At 42.1% G+C, this 13,205-nt stretch carries 10 protein-coding genes; 6 read left to right on the top strand and 4 right to left on the bottom strand.

Features of this window, described 5'->3' with window-relative positions:
- Positions 1-53: 53 nt before the first annotated feature.
- Positions 54-1,157 carry an RluA family pseudouridine synthase gene (locus tag AAJP47_RS09385; RefSeq protein ID WP_497198712.1) on the bottom strand — a complete coding sequence of 368 codons (1,104 nt, stop codon included), beginning with the start codon at positions 1,155-1,157 and terminating at the stop codon, positions 54-56.
- A gap of 847 nt (positions 1,158-2,004) precedes the next feature.
- Between AAJP47_RS09385 and AAJP47_RS09380 the strand changes: the two genes are divergently transcribed.
- The 4 genes from AAJP47_RS09380 (at position 2,005) to AAJP47_RS09365 (ending at position 9,160) form a co-directional block, all read left to right on the top strand.
- Positions 2,005-3,243 (top strand): outer membrane protein assembly factor BamD, encoded by a 1,239-nt coding sequence (locus tag AAJP47_RS09380; RefSeq protein WP_346717650.1) that lies wholly within the window; start codon positions 2,005-2,007, stop codon positions 3,241-3,243.
- A gap of 168 nt (positions 3,244-3,411) precedes the next feature.
- Positions 3,412-5,589, top strand: coding sequence for a DNA primase (locus tag AAJP47_RS09375; protein ID WP_346717649.1), 2,178 nt, complete (start codon positions 3,412-3,414; stop codon positions 5,587-5,589).
- A gap of 783 nt (positions 5,590-6,372) precedes the next feature.
- Positions 6,373-8,295: an RNA polymerase sigma factor RpoD gene (gene rpoD, locus AAJP47_RS09370; RefSeq protein WP_346717648.1), complete on the top strand. Its 1,923-nt coding sequence runs from the start codon at positions 6,373-6,375 to the stop codon at positions 8,293-8,295.
- Positions 8,296-8,632: 337 nt separating this feature from the next.
- Positions 8,633-9,160: a hypothetical protein gene (locus AAJP47_RS09365; RefSeq protein ID WP_346717647.1), complete on the top strand. Its 528-nt coding sequence runs from the start codon at positions 8,633-8,635 to the stop codon at positions 9,158-9,160.
- A gap of 270 nt (positions 9,161-9,430) precedes the next feature.
- On the opposite strand, the gene AAJP47_RS09360 is transcribed toward AAJP47_RS09365, so the two are convergent.
- Positions 9,431-10,195: a sulfite exporter TauE/SafE family protein gene (locus AAJP47_RS09360; RefSeq protein WP_346717646.1), complete on the bottom strand. Its 765-nt coding sequence runs from the start codon at positions 10,193-10,195 to the stop codon at positions 9,431-9,433.
- 180 nt (positions 10,196-10,375) lie between these two features.
- Between AAJP47_RS09360 and AAJP47_RS09355 the strand changes: the two genes are divergently transcribed.
- Positions 10,376-11,236 carry a LysR substrate-binding domain-containing protein gene (locus AAJP47_RS09355; RefSeq protein WP_346717645.1) on the top strand — a complete coding sequence of 287 codons (861 nt, stop codon included), beginning with the start codon at positions 10,376-10,378 and terminating at the stop codon, positions 11,234-11,236.
- A 63-nt stretch (positions 11,237-11,299) separates the two neighbouring features.
- On the opposite strand, the gene AAJP47_RS09350 is transcribed toward AAJP47_RS09355, so the two are convergent.
- Entirely contained in the window at positions 11,300-11,731 is a 432-nt protein-coding gene (locus AAJP47_RS09350) for an SMI1/KNR4 family protein (RefSeq protein ID WP_346717644.1), read from the bottom strand.
- Between the two features lie 103 nt (positions 11,732-11,834).
- A complete protein-coding gene (locus AAJP47_RS09345) occupies positions 11,835-12,002 on the bottom strand; it encodes a DUF4926 domain-containing protein (RefSeq protein WP_346717643.1) in 168 nt (55 codons plus the stop codon).
- A gap of 181 nt (positions 12,003-12,183) precedes the next feature.
- Here AAJP47_RS09345 and AAJP47_RS09340 point away from each other — a divergent pair, with 181 nt between their 5' ends.
- The gene (locus AAJP47_RS09340) at positions 12,184-13,110 is read left to right on the top strand and encodes a bestrophin family protein (protein ID WP_346717642.1); all 927 of its coding nucleotides are present in this window, start codon (positions 12,184-12,186) and stop codon (positions 13,108-13,110) included.
- Positions 13,111-13,205: the final 95 nt, after the last annotated feature.

Raw genomic sequence — 13,205 nt, 5'->3', positions numbered from 1 at the left:
TTTTATTTGCCACAGCAAGCGCAAAGACAATTAGCAAAACGACTTTTTATCATTTATTCGTCATCATAACCATCGCTTAATACTTTCATCAATTGTTGCATATCCTCTGGCAGCGGTGTGGTAACTTCAATATCCTCACCTGTCGTTGGATGTACAAACCCCAAGGTATAAGCATGCAGTGCTTGACGCGAAAAATTATTAATCGCTTGGCGCTGAGCTTCCGTCAGCCCTGATCGCAATTGACGACGACCACCATAGACGCGGTCACCAACGATCGGATAGGTAATATGACTCAAATGCACACGAATCTGATGGGTGCGACCCGTTTCAAGTCCCACATCTAACAAGCAGTAGTTTTCATTAAGCGCTGTGACATTTAATAAATGCGTAACTGCTTCACGTCCGGCGGTCATAACAGTCATCTTAGTACGCTGATTGCGATGACGTCCAATCGGGGCATCGATACGGCGGTGACGAAGCAAGCTGGCGGCATCCCCTGCGACTACGCACTGATAATGACGATAAACAGATTTATCTTTTAACTGCTCCATCAGTGCCATCTGTGCAGGTTTGGTTTTACCAATCAGCAATAGCCCTGAAGTATCTTTATCAATACGGTGTACCAGACCGGCACGCGGTAAATGATGCTGCTGCGGATAATGGTACAGCAAGGCATTGACCAACGTACCTGTCTGATTGCCAGCGCCAGGATGAACCACCATGCCAACAGGTTTATTAATCACCAGTACGTCATCGTCTTCGTAGACCACATCAATGTCTATGTTTTCTGGCTGATCTTCACTATGCTGCTGCAACGTCGTTGAGAGATGTAGGACATCATCGGCTTTGACACGGACTTTTGGTTTTTGCACACTACCGTTATAGCGTAAGCTGCCGTCAGTGATCCAACCTTGTAGCTGCATACGCGAAAAGTCTGCAAATACTTGTGAAGCGACTTTATCAATGCGCAGACCCGACTGATCTTCTGTGACAATGTGGGTCATATCCACCACCACTGGTACAGCTTGGCCAGCTACTGGGGCTTCATCTTCATCGTCGCTGTCATCAATGTCGTCGTCAATCATGCCGTCAATGTCTTCGCTGCTATCCATCATGTCGTCATCTATTGTGCCGTCAAGCATTTCATCGTCTTGCAACGTAAGGTTGTCTGACATCGCGTCTTCTGAGGCCTCTTCTAGAACTTTGTTATTAGGTAACTCATTATTTTTTAAAACGTCATTTGGCATTGGTGACTCTTGTGCTGATGAATCAGTATCTAACGATTGATTCGATGATAAATGGGTAGGCATAGTATTATGGTTCATAATAGATTGGTATAGGGCAAAGGCAGTTAAACCGCTTGTATATCGATAGTTAAAGTAGTTTAGAACATCACTTTAAATATCACTTTGCAAAAAGATAGATGAGCGCTTATGGATCATAAAAGCAATCATCATCAAAAAACATGGCGGAAATATCGCGATAGTGTATCATGCTGAGCGCTCAAGCCCTATAGACGCAATGTGTTATCTGGCGTTTTTTGATGACAATTCAATGAACAATATGGTAAGCAGACATTGAGAGCTAACTCTCTAAAATATGACATTGCTGTAATTTACTGTATATTTACCGATGCTAGAGACATTCAATATCGCTCACGATAGCTGCTCATGCTAAAATACCAAAAAATAGACGAAGTAACCGATATTCTATAAAGTATCGCCATATTTTGCTGTATGCTATGGCACTATATTTTCAAATAATCTTTGAAAATACCCCTATTTTATGAGTATAAAGTGTGATTTTACGCTAATGCATAGTCCATACGAACGATAACACCACTGCATTTGATAAAATCATATCAGCAATGAGTATGAATCCGCTTAATAATGAGCTTACTCAGTAGTAGACAGTTAACTGATGCCATACGCATCGTTTTTTATTATTAACCTTTTATATAGCATAATGGCGCTGCTATTATGCGTCTTGTGTCGGAGAAGAAGTATGCAAGCTGTTGGCAATACGTTTATCAAACTGTCCTCAATAACGTTACTTGCGCTTAGCGTAAACCTCGTGGGTTGTCAGACGTTTAAAAACCTGACTGGTAAAAAAGACGTCGATGCGGTAGAAACTGCCGAAAAATCAGAGCAAGCTTACTATAACGACGCCATCACCCAAATTGATAAAGGTCGCTATAACCAAGCCATCGAAGACTTGACCAGTCTGCGTACCTTTTACCCTACTGGGCAATATTCTGAACAAGCGTTACTCGATATGATGTACGCTCAATATGCCAGCGGTAAGTTTGAAATGGCAGCCGCCAGCGCTGAGCAGTTTATTCGTCTATACCCTTCTAATCCACAAGTCAGTTACGCTTACTATGTACGCGGCGTGTCCAATATGGAAGGCTCATCAGAAGGTCTCAAGCTATTTAAGCTCAACCAAGCTGAGCGTGACACCGCCTATTTACGTATTGCTTTTGCTAACTTCCAAGAGCTTGTCAGCAAGTATCCAAACAGCCCTTATGCACCAGATGCCGCCCAGCGCATGACGTTTATTTACAATCAGTTTGCTGAAAGTGAGATGAGTGCCGCTAACTGGTATATCGAGCGCGAAGCTTATGTCGCCGCTGTCAACCGTGCCAAATGGGTGTTTCAGTACTATCCACTCAGTGAATCCGTGCCAGAAGCCATTGCTATCCTCGCTTATAGCAACAATAAACTGGGTTTGACCGAATTGGCAAACGAGTATAAAACACTGTTGCAGATCAACTATCCCAATTGGTTGACCAATGACGGCCGTGTCAAACTAAAAACCAAACGCGATAGCACTTGGCTCAATAAAATAACCTTTGGCAAGCTTGGTCGCTCTGACATGACTGACACCTCTGCTGCAGCGGGTCAATATACTGGCGCTACTAAGACACAGATGATTCGTAATGCCAACCAGTTAAGATTGCCTAGTGACAATGCGGCTGCTACTAATGCAGCGTCAACTGGTACGTCTATGTCTGGCAACTTTACGTCGCCTACAAATAACAGCGGTCTTAATATCGGTTTGGGATTGCCAGAAGCGTCAACTGAACGCGTGACCAGCCAATCGAGCACTGGCTCTACTGCGAGAGAAGCAGACGTTGATCCGCAAAATATCAACCCAACACGCCGCACGACTCTACCTGAGGCTGAACGTGATGGTATTTTGCTCACACCATCCAATACTGATCTAGATATGACTGATGATTAATTTAATCAGACGCTTTAAGCTTTAAATAAGCGTCCTACTGTCTACCGCGCATAAAAAATAATAAGGTCAACGTTCTGTTGGCCTTATTTTTCTGTCAGCACTATTTTTCTACGACTAATTTATTGTCTGTGCACCAACTCAATTGACCTATGGTAAACTGTTTTTTGTATGAGCATTCCTAACCATATTCTCGAACAATTAAATAGCCAAGCTGATTTGATCAGTATTATTGGGCGTCATACCACGCTTAAAAGAGCGGGAAGCGAATTTAAAGGCTGCTGTCCGTTTCATGGCGAAAAATCACCTTCATTCTATGTCAATCCACAAAAAAACATTTATCACTGTTTTGGTTGCGGGGTTGGCGGTAATGCCATCAGTTTTTTGCGCGATTATGAAAGCTTAACCTTTATTGAAGCGGTCAAAGAGCTGTCAAAGCAAACGGGCATTGAAGTACCGCAAGAAGAGCAGCAAAATGTCAGCTATCAGCGCAGCGCACCTAAACCTATTGCGCCACCTCCTGTGTCTAGTCCGACTATAGCGCACAGTAACGTAAATAAGAGCAACATAGACCAGAGTAAAGTAGAACATACCCCTCAAGCATATACAGACTCGCCTGCCTACAATGATAACAGTGGCTACGACAACTATCCGCCGTTAGAGGCTTATGATTCAGCACCTTACCCAGCTGATACTTATGGTTCAGACTCTTATGGTTCGGATTATCAAAACAGTGGTGGCGATAATAGTGCCAATACCAATGATAATGGCTATCCGCCGCCGTGGTTGACAGGCAATGATGGCGTCACAGATCTGCACGGTATAAGTAATGCTGCTGATGAAGATGGCAACTTATATGAGCTACTAGAGCAGATACAGCAATTTTATCAGCACAATCTTACGACTCACCCTCATGCCAAGCATTATTTTTTGTCGCGCGGCATTACCGAAGACATATTTGAGACCTTTGGGTTGGGTTATGCACCCTTTGGTTGGCAGCATCTCGAGCATCAGTTTCCACAGGATATTGAGGGACTCAAAGCGCTAGGATTGGTGCGCCAATCAGAATCTGGCCGCGACTATGACCTGCTCCGTGATCGCGTGATTTTCCCCATTCGGGACAATCAGGGACGCACCATTGGTTTTGGCGGTCGGGCGCTCGATGACGAGATAAAACCCAAATATATCAACTCCTCAGACTCACCTGTTTTTCACAAGCAGCACGTACTATATGGCTATTATGAATCACGCCAGCAGCGCGCGAATAACTGGCTTGTGGTCGAAGGCTATATGGATGTCATTGCTCTTTATCAAGCGGGTATTTATGGTGCTGTCGCCTCCATGGGCACGGCGATTAATGAGAGCCAAATATCACGACTACTGACCTTGAACCCAACGCTGACCTTGAGCTTCGATGGCGATAGTGCGGGACAAAAGGCGGCTTGGCGCACGCTCGAAGTGGCTCTACCTGTATTGGCTGATGATAAAGAACTGCGGTTTTTGACCTTGCCCAACAACCATGATCCTGACACCTTTATTAAAAGTCAGGGCAGCGATGCCATGCGCGAGCAAATCACCAATGCCATGCCATTGTCACAGTATATTTTTGCTTATTTGAGCGAGCGCTATGATTTAACGCTGGTCGAGGGCAAAGCCAAGCTGATGTCGCAAGTGCGCTCATTAACCACTGCCCTACCTAAAGGCAGTAGTTTCCGCTATCTGCTGAATAATGACATTTATCAAAAGCTTGGCGGCAAACGCAGTCAAAACGTTGAAGCCAAAGATGCGTTATTAGATTTCGATGGCGACATGACCATCAGTCAGCAGCTACAACTGTGCTTTTTGTTTCAGCCGCGCGCTCTTATCGATGATCCTATTGAGATGATTTGGCAGCGAGCTGGTATCCACAGCCTACAATTACCTGCTCACATTAAGCAAAAAGCCTCGCCTGACATCCTACGCGCTGTGGCTTGGGAAGATCTACAAGACACGGCCTTGATCGACATCGTTGGCACCATTAAACGCTGTCTCAATTACTTGCCAAAAGATGCCAATGCCGCCGCGCACTTTGTCTTATCCAATCTGAAACCCATTACCCAAGACACACTAAGTCGCAGTTGGGGCGGATTCTATAAGACTTTGACGGCAAGAAATGTGTTGAGCTTGGATGAGCTGATTGAAAACTTGGTGATGCAGTTACTCAAACTGCATTTGCAAAAGAAGATGCAAGAGCTGATAAAAAATCCCGATCATATTAAGCTGGCTATTGTCCGTAAACAGTCTCAGTTACTCAATGACTGGTTACGCGCTCAGCAAGCCGAGCAGTCAGCACAGATGGTCACTGCTTAGTCTTAGCGCTTTATGTATTCGCACCTTTGTATATTAGTGCCCATATATATTAGCGCTTAGGTATAAAGACGATTCAACCAAAAGGGTAATACGATATAAGGACGCGAGACTGGGACAAATTTTTCTGGCTTGCTGTATCTATGTGTATGCCGACAGAGGCTGTAAAAAATTTGTCCCCGTTTCACTGACGCGCTTTTATAGTGACTTAGCTGGATGAGGCTTGTCCTTGTTTTATTTAAGACTGACTATCCCTTAAATTTTTGTGTCTAAACCAACGCCCCCTTTAAAAGTATTAAGGCTGCCCCCACTACTAGTGATTATGGCCAGTCGCATATGTAAGTCCTTAATCATTCAGCTGATAGCAAATAATCAGTGAAAATTAATGGCTAGGTATCACTACCTCGTGCTTGACTGCGGTGGTCTGTGTTAAACTGTGTCGCTGTATATTGACAGCTCTTTTTAGTGAATGACGATGCACAAGCATGGTGAAACACGAATTTGTAGTATTTTTAGCGATCTTTTAGGCAAGATGATTTTTTGGAAAAAGTTATTTTTAAACAGCGTCACTTTTAAACCCTGTTATTTTGAAGAATTTTTGAATGTTTAGCTGTTTTTTAGCAGTGTTATTGTAATGTTTTGAGCCTTTATTCATATCAACTCATTTTTGATATTATTGACAACCTCTACGCCCCATTTTGATCAATCGATTGATAAGATCAACGCAGACAGCAAGCGATAGCGAGTCACAATATAAAAATGTCCGATGCAAGTAAGCGAGTATTTATGAACGATAAGTCAGTTTCTAAGTCCACATCTCAACTGGCCACCTTAATCCAGATGGGTAAAGAGCAAGGGTATCTTACCTATGCTGAGGTGAATGACCAACTGCCAGACTCTATTACCGAAAGCGATCAGATCGAAGATATTGTGCAAATGCTGACCGATGTTGGTATTAAAATCTTTGAATCAGCCCCCGATGCCGACGACATCTTGATGAACGATGATTCAAGTGATGACGACATGGCGGCAGATGAAGCAGCGGCTGTATTGGCCTCTGTGGAGACTGAGCCTGGTCGTACCACTGACCCTGTGCGTATGTATATGCGTGAAATGGGTACCGTTGATCTACTGACCCGTGAAGGCGAGATTGCCATTGCCAAGCGTATCGAAGAAGGCATTCGTGATGTCCAGCATGCCATGGCTTATTGGCCGGGTACGGTACAGTTTGTCCTTGACGAGTATCAAAAAGTACAAGATGGTGAGAAAAAGCTCTCTGATGTGATCACTGGTTTCTTAGATCCTGAAACCGAAGAAGACAAAATCGCGGCTCAAGAAGCCAAAGAAGCGGCAAAAGAAGAACGCGAGAGAATCAAAGAAGAGAAAGAAAATCCACCGGTTATTAAAGCGAAAGCCAAAGCACTGGCTCTCGATGATGACGACGAAGATGAAGATGAAAGCGACGTCGAGGAAGAAGCCGAAGAAGAAACCAGCGGTATCGATCCAGAAGAAGTGCGTTTGCGTTTAGAAGAGATCGAAAACTTATTTATCAAAGCCAAACAAGCCTTGTTGGATTATGGTCGTGGTAGTGTCGAAGCCGATGACGCTTATGCCCTACTCGCTGAACGTTTTATGATGCTAAAGCTAAACAACCGCTTGTCAGATCAGGTCATGGCCATCATGCATGACGTTTATGATGATGTGCGTAAGCAAGAGCGTCAAATCATGCGTTTGGTTATCCGCCGTGGTCGTATGCCGCGTGAAGAGTTCCGTAAAACCTTCCCAAGCAACGAAACCAACGTCGATTGGCTCATTGAGCGCATCAAAGGTAAGCCTGCATTTGCGGGCACGCTAGAGCGCGTCACCGACGACGTTATCTTATTACAGCGTCGAATTCGTGACTACGAGCAACAGCTCGATATGAAAATCCACGACATGAAAGATGTAGCGCGCCGTATGGCCGTTGGTGAAGCAAAAGCTCGCCGTGCTAAAAAAGAAATGGTTGAAGCCAACCTACGTCTTGTTATTTCTATCGCCAAAAAATATACCAACCGTGGCCTACAGTTCTTGGATTTGATCCAAGAAGGCAATATTGGTCTGATGAAAGCGGTTGATAAGTTTGAATATCGCCGTGGTTATAAATTCTCAACGTATGCTACATGGTGGATTCGTCAGGCGATTACCCGCTCTATCGCTGACCAAGCCCGTACCATTCGTATTCCTGTGCATATGATTGAGACTATCAATAAGATCAACCGTGTCTCACGTCAGTTGTTACAAGAAATGGGACGCGAGCCAACCCCTGAGGAATTAGGCGAGCGTTTAGAGATGGACGAAGTTAAAGTCCGCAAGGTACTAAAAATCGCCAAAGAGCCTATCTCTATGGAGACGCCAATCGGTGATGATGAAGACTCACACCTAGGCGACTTCATCGAAGATGGTACGATCTCAAGTCCTGTTGATGATGCCACGTCTGCTGGCCTACGTGAAGCCACGCGTGATGTACTAGGCAACTTGACTGAGCGTGAAGCGCGTGTGCTAAAAATGCGCTTTGGTATCGATATGCCAACCGATCATACGCTAGAAGAGGTTGGTAAGCAGTTCGATGTAACGCGTGAGCGTATTCGTCAGATTGAGGCAAAAGCGCTACGTAAATTGCGTCATCCGTCACGTTCTGAGCACTTGCGCTCTTTCCTAGAAAATGACTAATTTTAATAGGTTTTAAATCGTAGTTATTCAATCCTATAAAAAAGCTGAGCCTATCTCAGCTTTTTTTGTGGGTGTTATAAAGTCAAACCTAAATGACCTAGTTATCAGTATTTCAACATGCCACTAAGATAGATTTTCCTTGCTTGCTGTGCTTATGCAGACGTAGGCTGCGGCAAAATTATCTTAGTAGCATTGTATTTATCTCATATTGCGTTATTTGCTAATAAAAACGTTACTGTTTTAAGAGAAAATAGGTAAACTATACCAGCTATATTTTACCAACCGAAGTTTTGAAAAATTAGCTATATTATCAGATAAATTCTATTGAGGATAAGTGATGAAGTGGACTGTACTGGTGTGTGCGTTACCCTTGTTGACCGCTTGTATGAGCCTGAAAAATGTAAAGGAGTTACCAGCCGATTTGATCTACCAGCCGCCCTTATCAGGTGCGAGTGCAACTGTCATGGGTAAAATGGAGCCACGACATACCAAACTCGTTGGCGATCGTATCGCCTATATCATGGAGATTGATGGTAAGCGCGTCCCTAAAGATAAAAAAGAGGCTTACAGTGATACTTGGGATAATGTTTATCCCATTACAACGGGTGAGCATACCTTGACGGTCACTTACCGTATGGCAGGACATTATACTTTGCCGACCAAGATTAACTTTGATGCCAAAGCCAACACTAACTATCAGCTAGATTTCGCTACTGATATTGGTACAGCGTGGTTTAGTAAAGACAGCTATGTTGACTTTTGGATCAAAGACAAAGCAACAGAAAAGCCCGTGACCGAGGTAGTGCGAACTGCACCACCACCTGAGCCGAGGGTTGTTTCTTATCCGATTATTATTAATAATTGATTGGGGTAATTTATAGAAAAAACTCTGGCATTTAGTCAGAGTTTTTTTATTTTAAAGTTTTAACTTTTAGACAGATAATTTAGGCTCAAAATTTATCAAATCCAATTCCTTTGATAATTATCTAAAAAATTAAACCAAAGACGGTAGTAATTGTCGTTACAATGCAAAGAATATTATTCATCACTCAAGCGGCTCTAAAAATTAGCAATGTTTTGATTCATCAAAGCATAAAAATTTATTGAACTATTTTTCAATTTTCAAATAGAGTTTCTATCCATAAATAATATCAAGCCCCATTCTTCCAATCAAAAAAATCAACAGGACTAAAAAGCCGATTCGGATAAAACGACTGCCATATCTCAGCGCAAGAAACACACCGACAATTGCCCCAAGAATATTACAGATGGCTACTAGCAACCCCACCTTCCATAGCACATTACCAGAGGGGATAAAGAATAAAAGTGCGGCAGTAAATGTCCCCATATTAATTAGTTTTGCTGAGGCTGAAGCATTTAGGAAATCAAAACCAAATCCTCGAACGAACAGAAATAATAGAAAACTACCACTACCTGGACCAAATAACCCATCATAAAACCCGATCAATCCACCAAAAACTATCCCTTTAGCTATTTCTAGCTTACTCCCTATTAACTGCTGATGTGTTGTCCCTATATCCTTTTTTACAAACGTATAGATAGCCATTATAACAAGCAGAAGAAATACCACGATCTGCATGATTTCCTTGGGTATCAAGGACACTGACATAGCACCTAAATAAGAAAATAAGAAAGCAGACAAAGCGGTAGGTATGACGATTTTCCAAACAATCTTAACGCGTTTCACATATTGAAATATAGAGGACAGTGTACCAGCCCATACAGCAATTTTATTCGTTCCGAATACCGTTGTGATTGTATATTCTGGTAAAGCATGAAGTAAGGCTGGCATCAAAACCAATCCCCCACCTCCAACTGCAGCATCAATTAACCCACCAAAAAATGAAAAAAGACCTAATATATAAAGGTCAATAGACATATTTTAATTTTCTTTGAGGTCTTCCAATTATATTTTCAGCCACTTTAGTCCCTCTAATTAATTTATAAATCCTACTTAGCGTTAGTAGATATCTTTCTCTACTTTAGTAAGGTTAATTTACTAGACAGATAAATAAAAGTGACTTATATTAAGTTGATAACTCATTTTAAGTGATTGTTTATGGAACTATCTCAACTCCTCATGTTTAAGAAAGTTGCAGACTTTGGAAGCATTGCAAGAGCGGCTGAACAGCTCCATTGTGTACCCTCCAATATAACTACGAGAATTAAAAATTTGGAGGAAGAGTTAGAGGAATTACTGTTCATTCGAAAAGGACGAGGACTGGTTCTTAGTCCTTCTGGAATCATATTTTTAGAGTATACGAATAGAATCCTCACCCTTTGTGATGAGGCCAAAAGGTCTATCAACTTTGGAACCACCCCTACAGGTAGGCTTAGTATCGGTGCCATCGAATCTTCGGCGACAAGTCGATTACCTAAGCTATTGTCGACATATCATCAATCCTATCCAGAAGTAAAAATTGAATTTTCTACTGACACATGGAAAAACTTAGAGAGCAAGGTAGTAAAGCACGAAATTGACGGTGCTATCATTGCGGTTAACAGTGCCCACCCTAAGATTAATTGTGAAGCGATTTATGAGGAAGAGTTAGTCATAATTGCCTCTTCTATGTTTGACAATATTGACTCTGCAGAAAGTTTAATCGGTAAGAATATTTATATGTGGCCAGATGGTTGCCCCTATAGAAAAGCACTGGAAAACTGGTTATCAGAGAGTAACCTTTCTGTGCCTATTACTAGTATGGCAAGTTATGGAACTATCCTAGGCTGTGTAAGCTCTGGGGCAGGGGTATCTTTGGTTCCTAAAGGTATATATGAACAGTTCAAATCATTAGATGGTATTAAAGGGTATTCCATTTCTGAATTGGAACCTATCAATAATTATTTCATTTGGAATAAGGATACAGGTCACCACAGCGCGAAAGATGCCTTTCTGGAGCTCATAAAAACAGTGTTTTAAGAGAAAAAAAATACAGGTTCTACTGTTTACCTCTTTAGAAAATACTATTACTCAACCTACGCATTAAATTAATTCCCAATATTTATCCCCTTCAGCTCTCACAAAATCTGATAAAAATTTCGTAAAACCATCTTTTACATAAAACCAATTTTTACGTTCATCATAAGGATGTGAAATAACAATAGCACCATAATCATCAGCTTCTTGATCGCATCTTAAAATTACAAAATCACTATCTCCAAGAAATTCACCAATAATTAAATCTCCTTTGATTAGACTATTCGACCTATAACTCGATAACCAAAAATTTACTTTGTTTTCGAATTCTTCCAAATTATAGAAGTTTAATCCAGCCTGACCATACTTTTTATTCAAAAATAAAAAAGCACCATTACTAATGCGTAAAAACTCCTTATACCCTACAGGTAGTTCTTTAATACTCATTAAATCAAAGGTGTTAATAATTTTTGATTCTGGAGAGCCTTCATTAAACATACAAGTGAGTTCAAGGTCTGTGTTGTGACTTTATTATTAGGAGACTTCACTCTTCATCAACATAGGTTCCAGTACTTGCAACCCAGTAAAGACTCATGTCTTCTTATTTCAAAGGTATCATCTCAAGTGTACGACCTTGATCGTCAATAAATTCAATTTCATAGACGGGAGGAGTCACATCAAAGATATGTACGACCGTTCCAATATCACCTACTTTAATATCGCCTTGAATATTATTTTTAATTTTAATCACATCATTAATCTTTAACATTATGAATCCTTATTTGAAAAAAATTAGAGTCAGTTTAGCGTTAGTTTGAAGAACCTCTATAAACGCTCAGTTTGTCTAATCATACTAAATCTCGACTTAATCTTTACAGATCCCAATTCTGTATTAGAATCATATCGCATACTCAAAGTGTGCTCACCGACTCCACCGCTAGGAAACCCACATGATTGTCCGACAAACACCCCACCCTTTTAAAATATTTTTTACCCTGCGCGGTTCAATCATTCCAAAGATTTACCCCCAGCTTCTACTGGTTACCATCCTTAGCACTGTCATTACGATTATCCAGCACTGGATACCAAACTCGTTTCCTTATTATGGTATCGCGACTTTTACCTTATTGGGCATCGCTTTGTCATTGTTTTTAGGGTTTCGGAACAACGCAAGCTATCAGCGCTGGTGGGAGGCCCGCAGCTTATGGGGACAGCTAGTGTATGAGTGTCGCAGTCTTACCCGCCAAGTGCTCTCTTTTATAGACGAAAATGACGAGACGGGACGACAGGCTCAGCTAAGTATGGTTCATCTGACCATTGCGTTTACCCATGCTATGCGCCATCGCCTTCGGGGTACTGAGCCGTGGCAAGACATCGAGCGTTTTGTTGATCCACAGTATCATACCAGCATGCGTCAAGCGCGAAATGTGCCCAATTATTTGATGCGCTTAATGGGCAAACAGCTTGGAGACATTCGACGTCAAGGACTCGTGTCAGAGCAAGTCATACAAAATATGGATGAACGCCTAACCTCTATGACCATTGTCTTAGCCGCTTGCGAGCGCATTCACAATACACCGCTGCCCTTCGCTTATATGCTATTGGTGCATCGCACGACTTATCTGTATTGTATTATGCTGCCGTTTGGCTTGGTGGCCTCATTAGGCTGGGTAACCCCTCTAATCTGTGCGGTGATTGCTTACACCTTTTTCGGTCTTGATGCGCTTAGTGAAGAGCTTGAAGAGCCGTTTGGGTTGGCCGCCAACCAGTTGCCGCTCACCGCCTTGTCACGCACTATTGAGATCAACTTATTAGAAGCCTTGGGAGAAACAGATACGCCGCCTGATATCGCTCCTATTAATGGCTATTTACCGTAAGCATTGATTTGCCATCTAGCACCTTGCTAATGCGTCATCACCGCCACAGCCCTTGAATAATTTTAGATACGCCACTATAAATAGGAAATAAAACA

This window comes from Psychrobacter halotolerans (assembly GCF_039680845.1).
Classification (GTDB): Bacteria; Pseudomonadota; Gammaproteobacteria; order Pseudomonadales; family Moraxellaceae; genus Psychrobacter.
This window is presented reverse-complemented; position numbering and strand designations above follow the sequence as displayed.

Bases quoted from the DNA above. Each gene is read 5' to 3' on its own strand.
- AAJP47_RS09380 (WP_346717650.1), top strand. From the start codon at position 2,005: ATGCAAGCTGTTGGCAATACGTTTATCAAACTGTCCTCAATAACGTTA.
- AAJP47_RS09375 (WP_346717649.1), top strand. From the start codon at position 3,412: ATGAGCATTCCTAACCATATTCTCGAACAATTAAATAGCCAAGCTGAT.
- rpoD (WP_346717648.1), top strand. From the start codon at position 6,373: ATGAACGATAAGTCAGTTTCTAAGTCCACATCTCAACTGGCCACCTTA.
- AAJP47_RS09365 (WP_346717647.1), top strand. From the start codon at position 8,633: ATGAAGTGGACTGTACTGGTGTGTGCGTTACCCTTGTTGACCGCTTGT.
- AAJP47_RS09360 (WP_346717646.1), bottom strand. From the start codon at position 10,195: ATGTCTATTGACCTTTATATATTAGGTCTTTTTTCATTTTTTGGTGGG.
- AAJP47_RS09355 (WP_346717645.1), top strand. From the start codon at position 10,376: ATGGAACTATCTCAACTCCTCATGTTTAAGAAAGTTGCAGACTTTGGA.
- AAJP47_RS09350 (WP_346717644.1), bottom strand. From the start codon at position 11,731: ATGTTTAATGAAGGCTCTCCAGAATCAAAAATTATTAACACCTTTGAT.
- AAJP47_RS09345 (WP_346717643.1), bottom strand. From the start codon at position 12,002: ATGTTAAAGATTAATGATGTGATTAAAATTAAAAATAATATTCAAGGC.
- AAJP47_RS09340 (WP_346717642.1), top strand. From the start codon at position 12,184: ATGATTGTCCGACAAACACCCCACCCTTTTAAAATATTTTTTACCCTG.